Raw genomic sequence first — 19,871 nt, 5'->3', positions numbered from 1 at the left:
AACTGTAAAATCTTCAATTTCTATTAGCCATCACCATGATATAATTACACAAATGCCTTAAATTATCGCCGTCATGATAGCAACAATTACACAGCAAGATGCAGCGACAGAGCTTGTCGCGAACTACTTAAGTACACTTAAAAATCAGGGGTTTAGTGGAGACACCGATGCAAGCTATGCAACGCGTTTAACCGCCTCTACTGATAACAGTATTTATCAGCAAATCCCACAAGGTGTTATTTTTCCTAAAACCGAAAAAGACATTCAACTGGCATTGCAAACAGCATCTCGCGACCCATTTTTGTCGCTTACTTTTGGCCCTCGTGGTGGTGGTACAGGTACTAATGGGCAATCACTCACACCAGGAATAGTGGTTGATTTGTCTCGCTACATGCGCGAAATACTCGAAATTAACGTTGAAGAAGGTTGGGTTAGAGTACAAACAGGTGTAATTAAAGATCAATTAAACGACTTTTTAAAACCGTACGGCTTTTTCTTCTCACCCGACTTATCAACCAGTAACCGAGCAACCATTGGCGGAATGATCAGTACAGATGCATCAGGTCAAGGTTCATTAGTGTACGGTAAAACCAGCGACCATGTTTTAGGACTTACTACCTATTTAGTCGATGGCAGCCCAATGGTGACATCACCAATAGACATAGAAAAAGCCAAAGTAATAGCCGAGCAAGAATCATTAATCGGTAGCCTTTACAAAACAGTATTGGAAATTTCTTTAAATGAGCGCCAAGCTATTTTAGACAAGTTTCCTCGCTTAAATCGCTTTTTGACCGGCTACGACCTAGAGCATGTGCTAAGTGATGACTTACAAACTTTTGATATGAGTAGGCTAATTACCGGTTCAGAAGGCTCACTTGGTATAGTTACTGAAGCTAAATTAAACCTAACTCCCATAGCCGAATTTAAAACACTGATAAATATTAAATACGACAGTTTTGATTCGGCACTTCGCCACTCTCCATTTTTAGTTGATGCGCGTGCAACATCGGTAGAAACAGTCGATAGCAAAGTATTAAACCTGGCTCGCGAAGATATTATTTGGCATTCAGTATCGGACTTAATAACCGATGTACCAAATAAAGATATGCAAGGACTCAACATGGTTGAGTTTAATGCAGTATCACCTGAAGATATAAAAGACAAAGTAAACACACTTTGCACATTATTAGATGAATGCGTAGCAAATCAAACCAATGGTGTCATTGGCTATCAATTAACAAGCAGTAAAAGTGACATTTTAAAAATTTATGCAATGCGTAAAAAATCTGTCGGATTACTCGGTAATGTTAAAGGCAGCCAAAAGCCATTGGCCTTTGCTGAGGATACCGCTGTACCGCCAGAAAACTTAGCCGACTACATTGTAGAATTTAGAGCATTACTCGATAGCCATAATTTACAATACGGTATGTTCGGCCATGTTGATGCGGGTGTTTTACATGTACGCCCGGCGCTAGATATGTGTGACCCAGAACAAGAAAAACTGCTTCGTAAAATTTCAGACGAAGTTGTAAAACTCACCGCTAAATACGGCGGCTTAATGTGGGGCGAACATGGTAAAGGTTACCGAAGTCAATACGGCCCTGAGTTTTTTGGCGAGCATTTATTTAAACAACTACGTAAAATAAAAACAGCGTTCGACCCTAATAATAGAATAAACCCTGGTAAAATATGTACTCCCATAGAAAGTGAGGACTCACTAGTTAGTGTAGATGGGCAAAAACGTTCGTACTTCGATAAGCAAATTTCTATCGATGTAAAAACAAGTTTTAACAATGCAATGACCTGTAATGGTAACGGCATTTGTTTTAACTACGACGAAAATTCTCCCATGTGTCCTTCATATAAAGTAACCGGCGATCGCAGGCATTCGCCAAAAGGCCGCGCAACATTAATGCGAGAATGGTTACGGCTTCAAGAGTCTAAAAATGTAGATTTGCTCGAAGTAGAAAAAGAGCTGAACAAAGGCGAAGTTATTACCTGGTGGGAGCGTTTTGTTCATAGCCGTGAAAAAAACAAAGGTGTTTACGATTTTTCTCACGAAGTAAAAGAGTCAATGGATGAATGTTTAGCGTGTAAAGCGTGTACAACATCTTGCCCAATTAAAGTAGATGTACCTACTTTTAGAGCACGCTTTTTAAATTATTATCACAGTTATTACGCGCGCCCACTTAAAGATTATTTAGTCGCTAACATTGAAAGTTCGGCGCCTGTAATGTCTAAATTTGCACGCGTGATCAACCCAATTGTTAAAACAAACTTAGTAAGTAGTTTAATTAAAAAAACAGTAGGGTATGTAGATACACCCCAATTAAGTGTGCCTTCACTCGAAAAACGCGTAGCAAAAGCACATAAATTTAATTTTGAATTATTAAATTCACTTTCAAGCGATGAACAAAATGACTATGTGCTAATAGTGCAAGACCCGTTTACCAGCTTTTACGAAGCCGAGTTAGTGCAAAGTTTTATAACACTTATCACCGCGCTAGGTAAAAAGCCGATGCTATTGCCGTTTAAACCTAATGGTAAAGCCCAACACGTAAAAGGGTTTTTGCATGAGTTTAAAGTAACGGCAAAAAATGGCGCAGAGTTTTTAAATAAACTCGCTGATATTAATTCGCCTTTGGTTGGTTTAGATGCATCGTTAGTTATGTGTTATCGCGATGAATACAAAACCATTTTAGAAAATAATCGCGGCGAGTTTCATGTACAACTTGCCCATGAATGGTTACAAACTCAATCGTTTAAATCATTATCGGCTAAACAAAAAACTGATACTGAATTTACATTACTAAGCCACTGTACAGAAACAACCGCTTTACCAAAAGCTGCAAGTGTATGGAAAACAATTTTTACTGAAATTGGTTTAACCCTAAATACAACCAATACCGGGTGTTGTGGCATGGCCGGTACTTATGGCCATGAAGCACAAAACCAAGAAAATTCCCGTGCACTGTACGAAATGAGTTGGAAACCAATAGTAGATAAAAATAAACCAGAGCAACTTTTATCTACCGGTTTTTCGTGTCGCAGCCAAGTAAAACGTTTTGAGCAATTTAAACCAAAGCACCCAATAGAGTTGCTCGCTCAGGTACTTAGCTAGTAAAAGTTAAAAATAAAAAAGGCGTAACTTAAAAATAAGTTACGCCTTTTTTATTAATACCAATTCGCTTAGTTAAGTGATTTATTTTAAAGCTAATAAACGTGTTTATAGCAAAACAATAGATTCGCTAATTTTTCTAAACGCTATTTAGATTTTTTAACGAAGCTATCTGCAATTGGCTTTGTACTTATACCATGTATAAACACGCTAAATAAAATAGTAGTCATTGCAATAGTGGCAATATCGTATTTATTTTCTATTTGCGTGTCTATTACCATTAAAGTAAAAACAATAGATGCCAAACCGCGTGGCCCAAACCATGCAAAAGTAAAACGTTCCTTCCAATTAAGTGCTGTAAATTGTAACGATAACATAACCGGAATTATTCTAATTAATGTAGTGCTTAGTAAGGCATACACAATTATATTTGTATTTAATTTGGGTATTACTAAATACGCACAAACAAATCCAAATAAACACCAAATCATTAACGAAGTAAAATCAGCAATGTGCTCCGAATCCTCTATTAGCTCAGCGCGAATGTCAGTTTTAGAAAATTTATCAAATAACAAACCTGCTATAAACACCGCTATAAACCCGCTGCCATGAAAATATTGTGTGATAGAAAACACCGCCATCGCAAAACCTAAAAGTAAAAATGGGCTGGTGCTTTTTGCAAAGTAATGGCGCTGCATTGCAAAATTTAATGCCGGAATAAATATCGCTATAGAAAAACCAGCAATCAATAATGCTAAGCCAAGCTCTCTTGAAAACACACCTAATGTATGTGAAGCAGTAATAGCAGAGTCAGGGTTTTTAGCTAATAAAATAAAAATTAAAAATACTGGTACACATAAGCCATCGTTTAATCCGCTTTCGGTATTTATACCTTCCCTGATTTTTTCGGGCACTTGTGCACTTTGCAATAACCCTTTACTCAAAGCGGCATCGGTTGGTGTAAGTATAATTGCCAGCAGTGCCGATTGAATTAACGACAACTCTGCAAATAAAAATAAGCTAACACCAATACCGCACAATAAAGTTAAGGGTAGGGCAACGAATAGTAATAGGCTAGGGTATTGAAAACTATGCCTCAATACACCTAACTTAGATTTAGCCGCATCAGAAAATAAAAATATACTTAGCGTTAGCTCTATCAGTGGTAATAAATAATCTATTCCTGTTTTTAATTTTTCGCCTTCATTAGGAAGTAAAAACGCCAAAAACATGCCGCCAATAACAAAAAACATAGGGCCTGTTATTTCTGTGCGCTCTAACTGCCTTATTGAAATTGAATAAACTAAAAATAAAAAACCAATAAATGCTATTACTAAGTATTCCATTAAATTTTCCTTTTAACGCCTGATTTTGCTCGCTCTTTAATATTTGTTTGAATGTAAATTTGATCAGTTGTCGCAATTTTTGAATGCCCTAAATCTTCCGATAAATGTTTTAGCGGTCGAGTTTGCGCATCATGTGTTGCACCCGTGTGACGAAGCCAATGGGCAGTGGCCGCTTCAAGTTGTTCTGCATCATCTTTAAACCCGTCATCAAGTAACGATTGCTGAGCTAAATCAAAACTTTGCTGCACTAAACGCCTAATTTGCCTAACTGTCATCCCACCTTGGCCACGAATTTTATGCACCAATGGCTCAGATTCATCAACGCGAGGTAGGGCGGGTAACCCTCTGTATAATCGGTAACGTTTTAAATACTCAACAAAATCATCACTTAACGTAACATCTCGTAGCTTATTACCTTTACCCATAATTCGTAAAAACCAAAAACCGTCATTATCTTGCCAAAAGTGTGACATAACTGGCGACCACTGCGGGCGCTCTGATAATTCTGATATACGTAAATATAGCCCTTTTAAACACGCGAGCGTAAATAGGTTACGTTCAAGCTCTGGTTTTTTTTCACATAAATCGCGTGTTACGCCAAATACATATTCCCATTGTATGTCACTTAAAGTGTCTGGGATCTGAATTTGAGATTGAACTACCAAATAGGGGCTATTTTTTTTCACTACAGGCACAAAGTTAGCAAACGTTTTTTCTTCTAAAATAGAAAACTTATAAAATACATTTAGCGCAGTAAACATAGCCGCTAATGTTTGCTGGCTCGCAATTGACTCTTTTAATATAAAAGGGCGCCAATTTTGATTTAACCGACGAATGCCTTGTTCATCTTTGTAACGCCATTGCACCGAAGTTGATGCCCATTTTTTATCTGGCTCAGCCATAAAATCAACATACGCTTCAATGTCTTCGCGCTTTAAACTAAATACAGATTTTTCGGCAATTAGCCAAGACCACAAATAAAATCGTTCAAGCTCATTACGAAAACGATTAAATGTTGCCTCAGATTTTCGGCCGTACACATATAAAAATTGGTATAAAAATTTAAGATCGTCCTTTGATTCAGTTACAGTCAAGCCAACTTGCTGTATAAAGGATGCAAGTTCTGGGTATTCTGAGTTTAGAGTACCGTCGTCAAGATGAGCAATTTGGTATCTTAATTGTTTTAACGTATCAACTAAAGCAACAAGCATAATGTATAAATATTCAATAAAATAATAGACTTACAGCTTAACGTTAAAGTCCGATACTGTCTAGTATTGGACATAGTGAAAGTGTATTTATTTATACATTGTTGTGTATTGGTATGAATCTTATTAAGGAAAGTTTTATGAAAAAATTTATAGTGTTAGGCCTACTTACAATAAGTGTATTACTAACAGGTTGTGCTACTACAGGTAGTGCTTCACCTAGCGAAAAACGCGCTTTAGTACAAAGTATGAAAAACAATACCCTCGACAAATTATACGCACAAAAACCCGATGTTAAAAAACAAATTGCCAATTCTGCCGGTTACGCCGTATTTGATAACGCAAACGTAAATGTAGTTTTAGCTAGTTTTGGTGGCGGGTACGGTGTAGTAAAAAATAACTTAACGGGTAAATCAACCTACATGAATATGGGTGAAGCCGGTTTAGGGCTTGGTTTAGGCGTTAAAGATTTTAACGTTGTTATGGTTTTTCATAACCAAGCGGCAGTAAATAGATTTATTGAACACGGTTGGGCCTTTGGCGGAAACGCAGATGCAGCAGCAAAATACGAAGATAAAGGTGGAGCACTGGTTGCAGAAGCCATTGCCGACCAAGTTACCGTATATTCTTTAACCGAAAATGGCCTTGCACTTCAAGCAGTACTAAAAGGCACTAAATTTTGGGTAGATTCTGAGCTAAATTAACACCTAATTACTCTCCTAAAAGCGGGCTGGTTTGTATAATCACGCTCGCTTTCTTATTAATCACACAATTTAACATAACGTAATTTATGAGCTATGATGATAAGTTGTAAATTCTTTTACAATCTTGTATATTTTTAATACTGTTAATTATTTAAAGGAATAAAAAGTGACTACTTTCAAAATATTGATGTTTTTCATATTTTTCACCCTATCCATAAGTAATGCGTTTGCAAATAGCTCAACATCTTCATATTTAAAAAATGAAATCAATGAAGCCCATAAAGCTTATTTGTTTAATGATACTGCCACCGGTTTATATGCATTAAACTCACTAGCTCGTTTATTAAAGTATATTGGCCCAGATGAATTTTCAATAGAAGGAACAAATTTAAACCTTGCTTTAACTTACTTCCGAATTGGGCTATTACATGAAAAAAATGGTGATGAACTACTTAAAGATAAATATTTTTCACAAGCAATAGTTTTAGTCCCAAATTCAGAGGAAATTCTAACTAATGACTTTCGCTCTCTCGTTAATAAACTTGATAAAAATTTTAGTGAATAAAATTTTTTATAGATAAGAATTAGTCGATACTAAAAATTTTTTTATAGAAATGAAACCGTGAAATTTTATTTCACCAAAACGTTATATAAATAATAAAGCTAGTTATTTAGGTATTAATAATTAGCTTTTTTAATTAAAAATTACACCATATCTTATGACGCTAATCTATATTAGTAGAGCAATACATCAGTAATCAAATTAAGCTCAAACTACTTTTTGACAAAGATTATTTTATAAATTTTTATTTATGAGATTAGATATATTTCCTTATCGAATCTTCCTTTACTTATAAACAGTACCTAACTTATTGTTATTTCTAATTCATACATTTATTTAATCATTAATTTCTTATCAAATGCCTCAGCCAACTTTTCAGTTTCACTAAAAACAGTATTCCAATATTTAATACGTGTGTCTGCATCAAGATCGGTAAAGTCATTTCTGTCTGGAATTTTTCCGTAAGGTAAGCCGGCTATAAATTCTTTTGATGGGGAGATCATCACCACGTTATCGTAATTTTGTGGTGCTACTTTACGTTTTAAATTTTTATCAAACCACCCTGCTTTTGGCTCGCTATTAAAATGCGGATATAAAATTAAGCCTGGGTTATTAATTTTTAAATCAAAGTGGTAGTCAATTATTCCGCCATCGCGATAAATGCCGGGTGGCGAACCTGCAATATTTTTTATTCCTTGCATAACAAGTGGTATAGAGCCTGATGCAAGTAAGGCATCTTTTAAATTTGTTTGGCTAAGTGGTATGTTTTGCGTTTTAAAATTATAACTGTCGGTTATAGATAAATTGCTGTTTGGCGCGCCAAAAATAAATCTCTCGTACTGCGAGCCTAATAATTTTCGGTTAACCCGATTAAGCATATAGCTTTTTGATAAACCTAAAAGCTGAATTAATTTATTTTCACTCGCAATAAAGCCATTCGATTTTGCCACTATAAAATGCGCTTTAAAAATAGGATTATTTAAAATTTCGGTTACGCCGTGCTCCCCAAATACATCATCTAATAATGCGCGGGCTTTTAGTGTAATTTCAGCAGGTATTGGTTTATTGCTAGAATAGCGCGTTTGCGAATACGATTTGGCTAAACGTTCAATGGCAGCAACGGGGTCGTTTTGTGCAAAACAGGCTGATCGAAATGCGCCAGCAGATGAACCAATTAAGTTAAGTGGTTGGGTACGGTTTTTAAAAAACTCACCAAAAATATATTTGTCTAAGCCAAATAATGTAAACCATTTAGGCCCACCACTTGCCCCTAAAAAAGAGGTAAATAACTCGGGTTTAAAGCCCTGTTCGTTAATAATTTTTGCTGCGGTTTTACCTGCGTGAATGTCGATCATTAAATCAATTTACCTTGTTATTCTTATATTTTAGTGCTGTTCACACAATCTAATTTTGAATAATTATGCAAAATTAAAAAGCGGTATTATGTTGCCATAAAACCGCTTTTTATCGTTAAAATTGCTTAAAATACGGGAATCAATCCCAAATGCCGCTTTCGCATTTACCCTGTACTTTTACGTCTTTTACTTTAAATTCGGGCTCTATGCCTTTTTCTCTTTGTGTGTTGTAGTCGCGATTAACAGACAAAATAGTTGGCGTGAGCAATATAATAGCGATAACGTTAACCACTGTCATTAACCCTAATGCTATATCGGCTAAATCCCAGACTTCTTTTAGAGATGCCGATGCGCCCCACAGCATCATTGATAAATAAAGTAATGTATAAATTGTGCGCCCTACTTTGTTATCGAGCTTAAATAAATGCAGGTTACTTTCGGCGTAAGCATAGTTGGCCACTACCGAGGTAAAAGCAAATAAGGTTATGGCTGCAGCAACAAAGTACACACCGCCTTGTGCTAAATGTGCGGTCATGGCGCTTTGGGTTAAACGTATGCCTTCCATTTCGCCGCTTATATCTACATCGGCCAATAAAATAACTACCGCGGTACAGCTACAAAGCACAATTGTATCGAAAAACACGCCAAGCATTTGTATATACCCTTGTGTAACTGGGTGATTAGGCATTGGGCTTGCGCTTGCTGCAGCATGCGGCACACTACCTGCGCCGGCTTCGTTAGAATATAATCCGCGTTGTATACCGTTTTTAATGGCTGCGCCCATTGCTCCTGCGCCGGCTTCTTGTAAACCAAACGCTGATAAAAACACATCTTTAAGCATGGCAGGCACTTGCGGTAAATTCATAATCGTAATAATAACCGCCGCGGCTACAAATAATATGCCCATTAGTGGCACTACTCGCTCAGCAAAGCGGGCAATAGCTTTAAAGCCACCTAATATAATTGAGCCTGCTAATACGGTAATAACTAATCCAGAATAAAAGGTAGGTACTTGAAAAGCATAGTTAAGGGCGTCGGTTATGGTATTGGTTTGCATGGCACTAAAAGTAAAGCCATAACCTAAAAATAAACACGCGGCAAACACAATAGCAAAGGCACGGCTGCCCAAACCTTGTTGAATATAATAGGCGGGGCCGCCTCTAAATTCGCCACTACTATCGCGTACTTTATACACTTGCCCTAATACACTTTCGGCAAAGCCGGTTGCCATGCCTAGTATGGCTATAACCCACATCCAAAATATGGCGCCGCTTCCGCCTAGTGAAATTGCAACAGCGACCCCAGCTAAGTTACCTGTACCTACCCGGGCACACAGGCCAGTACACAATGCTTGAAATGATGAAATGTCGTCTTTTTTACACTTGCTACTGCCTTTTAACAGGCTAAACATGTGTTTAAATTTTACTATTTGAATTGCTTTTAAACGTACCGAAAACCAAATACCTGCAAACAGTAGTATGTAGATTAGTATTTGGCCTTCTCCCCATAATAGGCCATTTACACTTTTTACTACGGTATCGAACATGGGCTAATCCTTTTGTATTTATTATATTTTTACTCAGCGCGCAGTTGAGTAATTGGCATTTAATAATGCATGTTAGCCATAGATTAAGGCAGCTAAGCTGCCTTAGTATGTTGACTTAGTGGTAGGTTATTTACTTTGCAGGTGTATGCCAGCAATCATGCATCTAACCGAACCTCCCGCCGACTCTATGGTTGGTATAGGTAACGGAACAAGTTTAGCTGTTTTTTGTATTGCTGCTTTTTGCTCGGTTGTAAGTGCATTAAACGCCGTTTGTGAGAGTGCTAAAATACGACCATTTGTACCTTGTAACTCTATTGCGTTGCCGCAAAAGCTACTTATTTGCGCATTAGATAAGTTTATTACTTCTAAATGGCTTTGTATAAAATGGCTAGTTAATTGTTTGTGCTGACTATTTGGCACCATATTTAAGCTGATCATGGCAAACTCTGTGGCTACACACATTAATACATTAGTATGATAAACCGCAGTGCCTTGCTCATCGTAGGCGTTAAATACAACAGGTTTTAGCTTTAATTGCTCGCACACTGTATTAACCACGGTTTTAGTAGTGCGCTTTGATTCTACTGCATAAGCAAGCTTATGGGGGTGGTCAATAACAAGCGATCCTGTGCCTTCTAAAAATGCATTTTCTTTCGCTAAAAATGAATAATCAGTCACAGACAACACTTTATAGTGATTAGTCAAAAAATCAATAATATCTTTTCGATATTCTAACCTTCTGTTTTCTGCGTACATTGGATACATAACTAGCTCGCCACTTTGATGGGTAGAAAACCAATTATTTGGAAACACAGAGTCGGGCGTGTGTGTATGTTCGTCTTCAAAAAGATGAACCGTTACGCCCTCGTTTTGTAATAATTTAACCGCATTAGTGACTTCGTCAAAGGCAAGCTGACTCTGATTTTGTGAGTTGCAGGTACTTTGAAACGTGTTGTCTAACATGGTTTGTGGGTTAGATGTAAAGTGATGTGGGCGCACCATCACCACCGCTGTCGGTGCTTGCTTTATGTGGCTCATGCGACTTGCTCTTGCTTAGGTGTTTTTGATGGTTGTGTACTATTAAGTACCGAAAATAAATTACGCGGATCAGCTTGTTGTGTAATTAAATCAAGTAGTTCAAACTCACCCGCAGCCACCAGCGCGTCTTTAATATACACCAGCGCGGTAAAGTCTTCGCTTGCAAAGCCTACCCCATCAAAAATAGTAAGCTCGTCGTTACTTGTACGCCCAGGTGTGTGTTTATTAATTACTTTATGAAACTCTGTTACGGCAAAGGTTTCGCTCATTTGCTGTATTTCGCCCTCTATTCTGGTTTGCGGTTCGTACTCTACAAACACATTTGCGCGCGTTAATAATTGTGAATCAAGCTCTGTTTTACCAGGGCAATCGCCACCAATGGCATTTAAATGCACGCCCTGGGGGATCATATCGCTGGTTAAAATAGTGGCATTTTTTTTATCGGCAGTGCAGGTGGTAATAATGTGCGCGCCTTGTACGGCATCTTCTGCGCTATTGCATAGAGTTACATTTAAGCCGTAACCACTTAAGTTGTTGTAGGCTTTTTGTGAGGCGTTTTTATCAATATCGTATAAACGAATGTGAGTAATACCTAATACGGCTTTAAAAGCTAATGCTTGAAACTCAGACTGTGCACCATTACCAATTAATGTAAGTGTTGTTGAGTGCTTAGGCGCTAAATATTTTGCCACAAGCGCCGATGTAGCCGCTGTACGTAAGGCTGTTAGTAAGCACATTTCGCTGATCATGACCGGATAGCCGCTATCAACATCCGACAAAATACCAAATGCGGCCACGGTTTGAAGTTTCTTAAAGGTGTTTTTTGGATGACCATTTACATATTTACAGCTAAACATTTTACCGTCGCTTACGGGCATAAGCTCTATTACGCCATCTTGAGAGTGCGCCGCATAACGTGGCGATTTTTCAAATTCTTCCCAGCGAGCAAAGTCGTGTTCTAATCTTTGAGTAAGCTCAAGCAATACGTTTTCTATTCCGACTTTATTTATAAGTTTGGCCATTGCCTGTACGCTAACGAATGGAACACCTTGTTTAGGTTGTGCGATAAAATGACTCATAAATACCTCTTTAATGACTAAATAAATTAATTGAAATAAGTTTATAGGCCAGAGGTGTTACTTAAAATGCCAAAAGTTTATACAAATAATAGTATTTTTTAGCAAATTGCTATGCAATAAAGTACAAATTTAGTAATTTGTAATAAAAACATAACCCAAGGCGTTTTATGACCCCTTACATTTACGACTCATTAGATAACGCATTAATAGCCGAATTACGAAAAGATGGCCGCGCTTCTATTTCAGCCCTAGCCGATGTTTTAAATGTGTCGCGCGGGACAGTGCAAAATCGCTTAGACCGTTTAGTCTCATCGGGCGCTATATTAGGCTTTACGGTGCGTGTACACGAACACATAGAAACCGAAGCTGTAAGAGCAATAATGATGGTTGAAGTGGTGGGTAAATCTACATCGCAGGTAATTAAAACCATGCGCGGCATACCAGAGCTAACAAAGTTACATACAACCAACGGCGCTTGGGATCTAGTGGCTGAAATACAGGCGGCAAATTTAAGTGAGTTTGATGGCGTACTCAGGCAAGTACGCGAAATAGAAGGCATTTTAAATAGCGAAACCAGTATATTATTGTCATCTACTTAGGTTTATTAACGCCATGTTTTACTTAAAGTATGTTAGGCAATACTCGGGTTCTGTATTAGGTATTGGAGTAGGTATTGGAGTAGGTAATGAATAAGCTTTCTATTCGGTATTATTCGCAAGATATAAAGCGCCACCAGCACAATTACCATCAACTCGTTTTACCCCTACACGGGGAAATTTTTATAACGTTAAATAATGACTATAAAACAACGGTGAGTACGGGCAGTTGTATCGTTATAGAGAAAAACGTAGTGCATGCCTTTACGGCCGATGAAGCCGCGCGTTTTATTGTGGCAGATTTAGACGCGCTCCCTGAAAACCTTATTAACCTTTTATGCCCTAAAATCTCAATAGATAGCCGTTTATTAAGTTACTTACAGTTTATAGAGCAGCAACTGCTCGTTGTTAGGGATGAAAAGCTTACTAATTCAACTTTTGATTTATTTTACTTATTACTTTGTGAGCAAAGCAGCCACAGTAATATTGATAAGCGAATAGATAATGTAATAACCACTGTTAAGCAAAATTTAGCCTACCCCTACACGTTAAAAGAGCTGGCCGATATAGCCTGTTTAAGCGTTACACAATTTAAAACTGTGTTTAAAAAAAGTACCACTATGAGTGCGCTGCAATATTTAACTATGTTGCGAATGCAGCACGCGCGCGCCCTTTTAACCCATTCAGACTTACCGATTGCTTTAGTAGGTGAGCGCATTGGTTATAACGATGCCTCTGCGTTTAGCCGCCGGTTTAATTTATATTTTGGACAGCCACCTAAAGCGTTTGCAAAGCAGTAATACAGATAACCTAAACACGAAATAATAAAGCAAACTCAAGCAGAGCGTAGGTTAAATAGCGTCAGAGCAAACAATAACACCGTCTTTTTAGCATATTTTTAAAAACCTATATTGATACACTCAGTACATAGTATTTACGGAGGGTAATTAATGGCAACACACATAGGGTTTTTAGCAATATTTTCGTGGGGGCTTTTAGCATTACTGGGGGATTTAACCAAAGCGCTCCCGGCTTTTCAGTTACTTTTTATGTGCTTTGCACTTTCTTTTATTATTTTATTAGTAAAACGTTTTGCTACAAAACAGCCATTATTAACCCCTCCAAAGCTTTCTAAAAAACAAATTTTAATAGGTGTGACTGGCTTATTTGGTTTTCACTTTTGTTATTTTATGGCTTTAAAATACGGCCCTTTAATAGAGGTAAGTTTAATTGTGTACCTTTGGCCATTATTACTGGGTGTATTTGTGGCTACCCCTGGGTCTAAATTTAAAGCAATATTGGGCGGATTATTGGGGTTTTTAGGCACGCTTAGTTTAATTACCGATGGCAGTGGGCTATCTATCAATAGTGAGTATTACTTAGGGTATTTTTTTGCAGGATGCTGCGCAGTACTGTGGTCTAGTTATTCTTATTTAATGTCGCAATTTAATAGCCATGTAGATGACATAGGCTGGCTTTCGCTTATTGTGGCTGTGCTTGCCCTTTGTGCACATTTTTATTTTGAAACAACCGTTACTAGTTTGTCTATTTCACAATGGCTAGGCGTTATTTTATTAGGGTTAGGCCCAGTGGGAGGTGCATTTTATTTATGGGATCATGGTTTAAAATTTGGTAACCGCTCGCTATTAGCCTCGTTGAGTTTTTTAACGCCGGTGCTTTCTACTTTTATTTTAATACTCGCCTCGCAGACTCCCTTTAGTTGGTCAGTGTTTATTGCTTTAGCGCTTATTTTAATAGGTGCGGCGATTAGCAATAAAAAGCCATCGATAAGTTTAAAAAAAGCAGAGCTTTAATTTTGCCACGGCACTTTACTAACGCTTAAACTTAAGGGGTAATTTAAGTTTAAGCGTTAATACACAGCTACATAGCGTAGCTGTGTGCGTAATCTACTATACGTGCGTTTTGGCTTTTTAAATAAGCGCGGCCTGCTTTTACACCTAGCTTATGATCAAAGCGTAAATCGTCGTTTGAGCTACCTAATAATTTACTGTGTAGCTTTTCGTCTGCAAAAATTTGTATAATTTCTACATCACTAGGCGGATTGGCAATAAACGTTAGCTCGTCTAGGTATGCTTGCTCGTGTTGAATCAAGTAATCAAGTGTTTTTGGGCAGTAGCCTGATGCACATGCAAATGTTCTAAGCTTTTGAACCCATGCAGTTTGCGCCTGAAAATGCTCATCAACGGTTCTTATTACCACGATTTTTCGTGCGCCACGGTTATAAGCTTCGCGTACAGGCAAGGGCGCAGCTAAGCCGCCATCTAAATAAAAATCTTCACTTGATTGCTCTGCAGCTAAATGCGCTTCGTTTGCCGCTTTTGTACCTAACCAAGGAGTAAGTTTAACCCCTTGTTTATACAAAAAAGGTAACGCGCTCGATGCTTTTAACAAATCTCGCCATTGCTTACCCTCGCCTGTAGGTGAAAGGTAATAGGCTTTTCTGTCGCGTGCATTGGTTGCCGTTATAAGCAGCTCTCGCTCGCCTAAGCTGGTTTTTGCTGTTTTAAAATCAAGGGCTCTGTTTACTTCGGTGGTTTTTTCAAAGTACCAGTCTAAATCAACAATGTGCTTGCCCATTAAACCACGCCCTAATTGAAAAAAGCGTTTGTTACGAGAAAGCCCTCTAATTAAGCGTTTAGCGTAACCTTTTTGGCGTGCTAAATAGCTTGTTAAATTTTGCGAGCCGGCAGAGGTGCCAATAAATAAATCAAATGGGTCGTAGTTTTGCTCTAACCATGCATCTAATACACCGGCTGTGAATATCCCTCGTTGTCCGCCACCTTCAGCTATCAGAGCAACTTTTGGCTGCGCTGTATGAGTAACTGAATTAGCCGATGCGGTTGTTAGAGCGTTCACGGTGTACCTTCCTTTAATTTAATGATGTTTGGTTAATAACTACATTATAAAAAATAAAAGTGATGCCTTAAAATTGATTGTTTAAATCAGTTTGATTGAAAAAACAGAACGATAAATAATGCAAAATGGGCCTTATCCTTGGCAACCTAAATATGTTTAATTATCGAAAGTGTTTGTTCAGACATCACTTAAAGTTAATAAGTTTGTATTCACTTTTAATGATGTCTACATAGTAGCAAGGCTTGTGTGTACGCTTGCTTAACTAAACACTTCCTTTTTTAATTAATGCTTTATTTCCATTAAAATTTCTAAAGCTCGGTGGCGTTTTTCGCTGTCGTAAACATCGTTGGTAAATATAAACTCATCCACTTCTAGCTCTTTCGCTATCATTTGTAATTTATGTTTTATACTCACATGCCCGCCAACAACGCTTAAGCTTAAAAAGTTTTCTACGTGGGCGCGCTCTTGCTCACTCCATAAACCTTCCATACTCTCTACCGGTGGCTTTAGCCATAGCTCTTTGCCGCGTATTAATTCAAGCACGCGTTGCTTTGAGGTGGTAGATAGGTACTGCGCTTCTTCATCGGTTTCTGCTGCTACCAGCGGTAAAGCAAGCATTACATAGGGTTTATCGAGTACATTTGAGGCTTTAAATTCTCGCTTATATAGCGCAATGGCATCGTGTACAAAACGTGGTGCAAAGTGCCCTGCAAATACATAAGGCAACCCTTTTTGCGCAGCCAATTGGGCGCTAAACAAACTTGAGCCTAATAACCAAAGCGGTACGTTTGTGTCCTCCCCCGGAATAGCACGTATAGGGTGTGTGCCATTGTATGGGCCTAATAATGTTTGCAGCTCTGTTACCTCCCCCGGGAAGTTTTCTGCGCGGCTCATATCATTATTTAGCGCACGGCTGGTTACTGGATCACTACCAGGGGCGCGGCCAAGGCCTAAATCTATTCGTCCAGGGTATAAACTCTCTAACGTACCAAATTGCTCAGCCACAACTAAGGGCGAATGATTCGGCAGCATTATTCCGCCAGAGCCAACCCGTATACGCTGAGTTTTACCTGCAATGTGACCTACTAATATTGAGGTGGCAGCACAAATTATACCAGGCATATTGTGGTGCTCGGCCAGCCAAAAGCGGTTAAACCCTAATTGGTCGGCGCGCTGGGCGTATTTGGTGGTTTTATTGAGCGTATGAGAAACGCTGTCCCCTTTGATCATGGGGGCAAGCTCTAATAACGAAAAGGGAATGGAAGATAACAAAATAGCAGCTCCTTAAAATGCATGCTAATAATGGGCTTCATCATCAGCATAAAACACTTAAATGGGTCTGCTATTTATTCAATTCAAGTTAGGTAACGGATAAAAGCAAAATAGCGTTAGGCTGTTTTGCTCTAAGGTATTTATGCAAGCTCAGGGCTTTGCTGGCGCTCTTTTTTATAACCCTCTGAGTCTACGCCTTTTTTCCAATAACCAGAGGAAACTATATTACTGCGCGGTATATTACAATCCTGGGTAAGTAAGGTTTTTGCTTTACGTACTAACCCTGCCTCTAATGCCATAAATACAATAGGTGGCTCGTTTGTGTGTGGCAAATTGTTAAGCGCGCTGAGCATATCCGTATCCGGTGTATCTGTAATTAACCAATTAACATCGCGCTGCGTGTTTAAATCAATAATGTCTTGCTCTGTAGGGGCATGCACAAACGCGTCAATTTTTGCGCTGGCGGGTAACTGCTGCATGTACCCTTTTATTGCATTAACTGAGGTTAAATCGCCTAGCAATACATAATGCGGATGCTGGTAATTATCAAGCTTTTTAGGGCCTGGGCCCGCTATGCCAACCTCGTCACCTACTTTTGCAGTTATAGCCCATTGCGTAGCCGGACCTTGGTGCATGTTTATTACAAAGTCGAGCGTTAACGCGCCCGTTGCATCATCAACGTCTCTTATTGTGTAAGAGCGCATGCACGCGGTTTTTAAATTAAAATCAACTTTGCCATTTTGGGGGATAAGCACTTTTACATAGCTGCCAATATGCGCTTGTGTTAAATCCGAAAACTCATCTGAGCCTACAACAATGCGCTGTAAATGCGGTGTTATTTGTTCAGTACTTAGTACCGTAGCTTTGCGAACTTGTTTACCCATTTAAAATCACCTCGTTTAACAAAATAGTTAACTGCTTTTTAAAGCAAGCATTGCACAACGCCCCATTGGTTGATAAAATCAACTATAACAAACTAATTGATATTGTCAACCATTAGAGAGCTTATGAACACGCTTTTATCAAATACCCTATTTGAGCTGATGCAAAATTACCGCGTAACAATTCGCGAGGCTATTAACGCAGGCGACCTTGGTATTAATGCTATGCACGTGCGTTGTATACACATTATTGCCAGTACATCTAACTGTACCGCTAACGACATTGTGACTAAAACACAGCGCGACAAAGCCCAAATTGCCCGCTTAATTAAAGATCTTATTGCCTTAAACCTTATTAATAAGCAAGCAAGTGAGCACGACAAACGCTGCTTTATTTTGTCGCTCACCGAACAAGGCAATACATTATTTGATAAGTTATTAGCCTCTGAGCAGGAAATAAATGATCAAATGTGTAAAAACTTAAACCCGCAGCAAATCAAAGACTTTTTAGATACCGCACAACAAATGATCAAAAACATGGCGTGATCTGTCTTTCATTTCTTGGCATAACTTACACAAAACGCATATACTGTACACTTATACAGTATATGCGTTTTAGGTTGTGTTATGTTTGTTATTCCCGTTTATATAGAAGCCGGTGTGTGTGGGTTTGAATCGCCCGCGGCGCAATACGCCGAGCTCGGTGTTTCTCTTGATGAGCTATTAATAAAGCACCCCGACGCCACCTTTATTGGTATTGCCTCGGGTAATTCCATGCAAGAGGTGGGGATTTTTGAAGGCGACTTACTGCTTGTAGACCGTGCTGAGCAAGCCGATAACGGCGATGTTATTGTTGCTAACTTAAATGGTTTATTTGTGTGTAAGCTATTAGATAAAACCAATGCGCGGTTACTCTCTGCATCGCCTTTACATAAGCCGGTACAACTAACCTCAGCTGATGAGTTTCAGTTAGAGGGAGTGGTTACACTATCGATTAGAATGCACCGCCCAAGCCCTGAGCTATTAAAATGTACGCCTTAGTCGATGCCGTTGCATTTTATGCCAGTGCCGAAAAAGTGTTCGACCCCGCTATTCGCTCTAAACCTGTGGTGGTTTTAACTAATAACGATGGCTGCGTATGTGCGGTATGCCCGATAGCTCGGCGCTTAAACATTCCTAAATTTGGCCCTTATTTTAAAGTTAAGCACCTGCTTGAGCAACACAAGGTGGTTGTACGTTCGAGTAACTATGAGTTGTACGCCGATTTAAGCGCCAAAATGATGAACGTAATTGGCCGCTTTTGCGACACACAATACATATACAGTATTGATGAATCGTTTTTGCACTTTAATGGCTACACCCCCCTTATACAAAACTGGCACGAGTACGGGCATACAATAAGGCGCACCGTTTGGCGCGAAACTAAACTCCCTGTGGGTGTTGGTTTTGGCCCAACCCCTACTTTGGCAAAAGCCGCTAACCATGCAGCTAAAAAGCTAAGCGGGTTTGATGGGGTGGCCGTTATACATAACGAGCAAAGCCGCCAAGCAATTTTACAAAGAATGAGCTGCGCCGATGTATGGGGCATAGGTAAGCGCCTAGCTAAAAAGCTTAATATAATGAACATACATACCGCGTGGGATCTGGCACAGCAAAACCCTAAAACCATGCGCCGCGCGTTTAGTGTGGTGGTAGAGCGTACCGTAAGTGAGCTAAATGGTATTGCGTGCTTAACATGGGACGATGTACGCCAAGATAAGCGAGAAATATATTCTACTCGCAGCTTTGGTGAGCGGATCAGTGAGCCTACTGCACTTAAAACCGCCCTTATTAACCACGTAACCACGGTTGCCAGTAAACTACGAGGGCAGCGCTCATTAGCAAAACAGCTTTATATATTTGCCGCCACTGGCAAACACGAAGACCGCTATTGTAAAAAGTCGTTTATATATAAATTTGCCACCCCCACTAACGATACCTGCGTAATGGCAAATGCAGTATCAGAAGTATTTACTCATATTTACCAGCCAGGTGTACGGTTTTATAAATGTGGTGTAGGCGCTTTAGAGCTTACCTCGGTGCAGTATCAGCAAACTGATTTATTTAGCCAAAGTGCCGATAACCCTAAATTAATGCAGTGTCTTGATACAATAAACAACCGCTACGGAAAAGGCATACTCACCCTAGCCAGCAGCAAACTAAATCAAGGCTGGCATATGAACAGAGATTACTTATCGCCCCAATACACAACGCGCTGGCACGATATACCGCAAATTCATTGCAAGTAAG

At 39.0% G+C, this 19,871-nt stretch carries 18 protein-coding genes; 9 read left to right on the top strand and 9 right to left on the bottom strand.

Annotated features, from left to right (window positions below; all coding sequences use genetic code 11):
* Positions 1-73 precede the first annotated feature (73 nt).
* Positions 74-3,121, top strand: coding sequence for an FAD-binding and (Fe-S)-binding domain-containing protein (locus MSC25_RS12525; RefSeq protein ID WP_248443602.1), 3,048 nt, complete (start codon positions 74-76; stop codon positions 3,119-3,121).
* Between the two features lie 143 nt (positions 3,122-3,264).
* Here the strand turns inward: MSC25_RS12525 and MSC25_RS12520 are convergent, their stop codons facing one another.
* Together MSC25_RS12520 and MSC25_RS12515 are read right to left on the bottom strand one after the other, a co-directional pair.
* Positions 3,265-4,464: a cation:proton antiporter gene (locus MSC25_RS12520; RefSeq protein WP_248443601.1), complete on the bottom strand. Its 1,200-nt coding sequence runs from the start codon at positions 4,462-4,464 to the stop codon at positions 3,265-3,267.
* The gene (locus MSC25_RS12515) at positions 4,464-5,675 is read right to left on the bottom strand and encodes a tyrosine-type recombinase/integrase (RefSeq protein WP_054981980.1); all 1,212 of its coding nucleotides are present in this window, start codon (positions 5,673-5,675) and stop codon (positions 4,464-4,466) included. Before MSC25_RS12515 ends, MSC25_RS12520 begins: the two co-directional genes overlap by 1 nt.
* A 137-nt stretch (positions 5,676-5,812) precedes the next feature.
* Here MSC25_RS12515 and MSC25_RS12510 point away from each other — a divergent pair, with 137 nt between their 5' ends.
* The gene (locus MSC25_RS12510) at positions 5,813-6,376 is read left to right on the top strand and encodes a YSC84-related protein (protein ID WP_055019010.1); all 564 of its coding nucleotides are present in this window, start codon (positions 5,813-5,815) and stop codon (positions 6,374-6,376) included.
* 166 nt (positions 6,377-6,542) lie between these two features.
* Entirely contained in the window at positions 6,543-6,941 is a 399-nt protein-coding gene (locus tag MSC25_RS12505) for a hypothetical protein (RefSeq protein WP_248443600.1), read from the top strand.
* A 329-nt stretch (positions 6,942-7,270) separates the two neighbouring features.
* On the opposite strand, the gene MSC25_RS12500 is transcribed toward MSC25_RS12505, so the two are convergent.
* The 4 genes from MSC25_RS12500 to MSC25_RS12485 form a co-directional block, all read right to left on the bottom strand.
* Complete coding sequence (locus MSC25_RS12500; protein ID WP_248443599.1) at positions 7,271-8,293, bottom strand: patatin-like phospholipase family protein; 1,023 nt, start codon at positions 8,291-8,293, stop codon at positions 7,271-7,273.
* Between the two features lie 139 nt (positions 8,294-8,432).
* Positions 8,433-9,839 (bottom strand): alanine/glycine:cation symporter family protein, encoded by a 1,407-nt coding sequence (locus MSC25_RS12495; protein ID WP_004586317.1) that lies wholly within the window; start codon positions 9,837-9,839, stop codon positions 8,433-8,435.
* A 126-nt stretch (positions 9,840-9,965) separates the two neighbouring features.
* Positions 9,966-10,877: an arginine deiminase-related protein gene (locus MSC25_RS12490; protein WP_248443598.1), complete on the bottom strand. Its 912-nt coding sequence runs from the start codon at positions 10,875-10,877 to the stop codon at positions 9,966-9,968.
* Positions 10,874-11,956 (bottom strand): ornithine cyclodeaminase, encoded by a 1,083-nt coding sequence (locus MSC25_RS12485; RefSeq protein WP_248443596.1) that lies wholly within the window; start codon positions 11,954-11,956, stop codon positions 10,874-10,876. The genes MSC25_RS12490 and MSC25_RS12485 overlap by 4 nt, the downstream gene beginning before the upstream one ends.
* A 167-nt stretch (positions 11,957-12,123) precedes the next feature.
* Between MSC25_RS12485 and MSC25_RS12480 the strand changes: the two genes are divergently transcribed.
* From MSC25_RS12480 to MSC25_RS12470, 3 genes are all read left to right on the top strand, one after another.
* A complete protein-coding gene (locus MSC25_RS12480; RefSeq protein ID WP_248443595.1) occupies positions 12,124-12,555 on the top strand; it encodes an Lrp/AsnC family transcriptional regulator in 432 nt (143 codons plus the stop codon).
* A gap of 86 nt (positions 12,556-12,641) precedes the next feature.
* Positions 12,642-13,352: an AraC family transcriptional regulator gene (locus MSC25_RS12475; protein ID WP_248443593.1), complete on the top strand. Its 711-nt coding sequence runs from the start codon at positions 12,642-12,644 to the stop codon at positions 13,350-13,352.
* Positions 13,353-13,502: 150 nt separating this feature from the next.
* The gene (locus MSC25_RS12470; RefSeq protein ID WP_248443592.1) at positions 13,503-14,366 is read left to right on the top strand and encodes an EamA family transporter; all 864 of its coding nucleotides are present in this window, start codon (positions 13,503-13,505) and stop codon (positions 14,364-14,366) included.
* A 67-nt stretch (positions 14,367-14,433) separates the two neighbouring features.
* On the opposite strand, the gene MSC25_RS12465 is transcribed toward MSC25_RS12470, so the two are convergent.
* The 3 genes from MSC25_RS12465 to MSC25_RS12455 all read right to left on the bottom strand — a co-directional run bounded on the left by MSC25_RS12465 (position 14,434) and on the right by MSC25_RS12455 (position 17,585).
* Entirely contained in the window at positions 14,434-15,429 is a 996-nt protein-coding gene (locus MSC25_RS12465) for a patatin family protein (protein ID WP_029772994.1), read from the bottom strand.
* Positions 15,430-15,711: 282 nt separating this feature from the next.
* Positions 15,712-16,701, bottom strand: a complete 990-nt coding sequence (locus MSC25_RS12460; protein ID WP_004586324.1) for an LLM class flavin-dependent oxidoreductase — start codon at positions 16,699-16,701, stop codon at positions 15,712-15,714.
* A gap of 140 nt (positions 16,702-16,841) precedes the next feature.
* Positions 16,842-17,585: a siderophore-interacting protein gene (locus MSC25_RS12455; protein ID WP_248443590.1), complete on the bottom strand. Its 744-nt coding sequence runs from the start codon at positions 17,583-17,585 to the stop codon at positions 16,842-16,844.
* Between the two features lie 123 nt (positions 17,586-17,708).
* Between MSC25_RS12455 and MSC25_RS12450 the strand changes: the two genes are divergently transcribed.
* From MSC25_RS12450 to MSC25_RS12440, 3 genes are all read left to right on the top strand, one after another.
* Complete coding sequence (locus MSC25_RS12450; RefSeq protein ID WP_121638559.1) at positions 17,709-18,128, top strand: MarR family winged helix-turn-helix transcriptional regulator; 420 nt, start codon at positions 17,709-17,711, stop codon at positions 18,126-18,128.
* Positions 18,129-18,209: 81 nt separating this feature from the next.
* On the top strand, positions 18,210-18,623 hold the full coding sequence (locus MSC25_RS12445; protein ID WP_004586327.1) for a S24 family peptidase: 414 nt from the start codon (positions 18,210-18,212) through the stop codon (positions 18,621-18,623).
* Complete coding sequence (locus MSC25_RS12440) at positions 18,611-19,870, top strand: Y-family DNA polymerase (protein WP_121638558.1); 1,260 nt, start codon at positions 18,611-18,613, stop codon at positions 19,868-19,870. The genes MSC25_RS12445 and MSC25_RS12440 overlap by 13 nt, the downstream gene beginning before the upstream one ends.
* Position 19,871 lies beyond the last annotated feature (1 nt).

It is taken from the genome of Pseudoalteromonas sp. 1CM17D, from assembly GCF_023161805.1.
Lineage (GTDB): Bacteria > Pseudomonadota > Gammaproteobacteria > Enterobacterales > Alteromonadaceae > Pseudoalteromonas > Pseudoalteromonas atlantica.
The sequence above is the reverse complement of the archived record's forward strand: the minus strand, read 5'-3'. Positions and strand labels throughout refer to the sequence as shown.

Coding starts and splice junctions, on each gene's coding strand:
- MSC25_RS12450 (WP_121638559.1), top strand. CDS start 17,709: ATGAACACGCTTTTATCAAATACCCTATTTGAGCTGATGCAAAATTAC.
- MSC25_RS12525 (WP_248443602.1), top strand. CDS start 74: ATGATAGCAACAATTACACAGCAAGATGCAGCGACAGAGCTTGTCGCG.
- MSC25_RS12510 (WP_055019010.1), top strand. CDS start 5,813: ATGAAAAAATTTATAGTGTTAGGCCTACTTACAATAAGTGTATTACTA.
- MSC25_RS12515 (WP_054981980.1), bottom strand. CDS start 5,675: ATGCTTGTTGCTTTAGTTGATACGTTAAAACAATTAAGATACCAAATT.
- MSC25_RS12520 (WP_248443601.1), bottom strand. CDS start 4,464: ATGGAATACTTAGTAATAGCATTTATTGGTTTTTTATTTTTAGTTTAT.
- MSC25_RS12470 (WP_248443592.1), top strand. CDS start 13,503: ATGGCAACACACATAGGGTTTTTAGCAATATTTTCGTGGGGGCTTTTA.
- MSC25_RS12440 (WP_121638558.1), top strand. CDS start 18,611: ATGTACGCCTTAGTCGATGCCGTTGCATTTTATGCCAGTGCCGAAAAA.
- MSC25_RS12455 (WP_248443590.1), bottom strand. CDS start 17,585: ATGGGTAAACAAGTTCGCAAAGCTACGGTACTAAGTACTGAACAAATA.
- MSC25_RS12495 (WP_004586317.1), bottom strand. CDS start 9,839: ATGTTCGATACCGTAGTAAAAAGTGTAAATGGCCTATTATGGGGAGAA.
- MSC25_RS12475 (WP_248443593.1), top strand. CDS start 12,642: ATGAATAAGCTTTCTATTCGGTATTATTCGCAAGATATAAAGCGCCAC.
- MSC25_RS12445 (WP_004586327.1), top strand. CDS start 18,210: ATGTTTGTTATTCCCGTTTATATAGAAGCCGGTGTGTGTGGGTTTGAA.
- MSC25_RS12480 (WP_248443595.1), top strand. CDS start 12,124: ATGACCCCTTACATTTACGACTCATTAGATAACGCATTAATAGCCGAA.
- MSC25_RS12485 (WP_248443596.1), bottom strand. CDS start 11,956: ATGAGTCATTTTATCGCACAACCTAAACAAGGTGTTCCATTCGTTAGC.
- MSC25_RS12490 (WP_248443598.1), bottom strand. CDS start 10,877: ATGAGCCACATAAAGCAAGCACCGACAGCGGTGGTGATGGTGCGCCCA.
- MSC25_RS12500 (WP_248443599.1), bottom strand. CDS start 8,293: ATGATCGACATTCACGCAGGTAAAACCGCAGCAAAAATTATTAACGAA.